Source organism: Leucobacter celer subsp. astrifaciens (assembly GCF_001273835.1).
In the GTDB taxonomy this organism is placed as follows: domain Bacteria; phylum Actinomycetota; class Actinomycetes; order Actinomycetales; family Microbacteriaceae; genus Leucobacter; species Leucobacter celer.
Window position 1 is genome coordinate 1 of record NZ_JHEI01000231.1, and the last position, 247, is coordinate 247.

Consider the following 247-nt stretch of genomic DNA (forward strand, 5'->3'; position numbering starts at 1 on the left):
GTACCAGCGCAACGACATCGAATTCGTTCGCGGCAACTTTCGCGTGCGCGGCGAAACGGTCGAGATCATCCCGATGTATGAGGAACTGGCGATTCGCATCGAGTTCGTCGGCGACGAAATCGAAGCGCTGTACTACCTGCATCCGGTGACCGGTGACGTGATCAAACAGGTCGAGACGAGCTCCGTGTCTCCTGGCTCTCATTACGTCGCGAGTCGGGAGGTGATGCATCGCGCGATGGGGCAGATC

Annotated in this window: 1 pseudogene; it reads left to right on the top strand. The window is 58.7% G+C overall.

The features are described 5' to 3' along the window. A pseudogene (locus tag AMS65_RS18370) lies at positions 1-247 on the top strand (excinuclease ABC subunit B); the annotation flags it as partial.